1 protein-coding gene is annotated in these 589 nt (G+C 46.9%); it reads right to left on the bottom strand.

All coding sequences use genetic code 11. The annotated features are described in order from the left end of the window. A partial coding sequence (locus R7Q46_RS28715; protein ID WP_318078514.1) for a response regulator occupies positions 1 to 589 on the bottom strand: 589 nt, incomplete at both ends.

Below are 589 nucleotides of genomic sequence, written 5' to 3'. Positions count from 1 at the left end.
TCAGCCCTAAATTCAACGCCATTCCCTTGGTCGTATGCATCGTCAATTTGAGAGAGTCGAAATCGCTCTGCATAAAGTTTTCAATCAGGTCATCAACCGCCAGTTCAAAATCGGTGATGATGCTGTTGAGCAGATCAAGTAACTCATTCGGATGTTCTTTGAGGGACGCCAACATTTCGGAGTTCGACAATTCCTCTTCCGTCAGCCTCAAGTTTTCAATCGGCTTACGTTGCAGTTGCAATACATTGCTCGCTGGCGATACCTCTTCAGTTTGTTTCACTTTGAGCCTCGCACTGAATTGCTTCAAAGCGTCAGCAAAACTTTCCCTTTGTAGAGGCTTGGTTAGGACATGATCGGCACCTGCCGCGATAAAGTGGTCATGGGCCTCACGAAAGACATCCGCAGTATAGGCAAACAGCAACGTCTTTACCCCTAGCTTTTCGCGAATAAAACGAGTCGCTTCGACACCATTCATCTCTGGCATGTGATTATCCATCAAGATAAGGTCATAATCGTTGTCGCGTGCCTTTTCTACAGCAACCAGCCCGTTTTCTGCGACATCCACTGCGTGCCCTAACTTTTCGCAAAA

This window comes from Vibrio sp. 811, from assembly GCF_033339195.1.
Note: the sequence above shows the minus strand (reverse complement) of the source record. Positions and strands in the feature narration are given on the sequence as shown.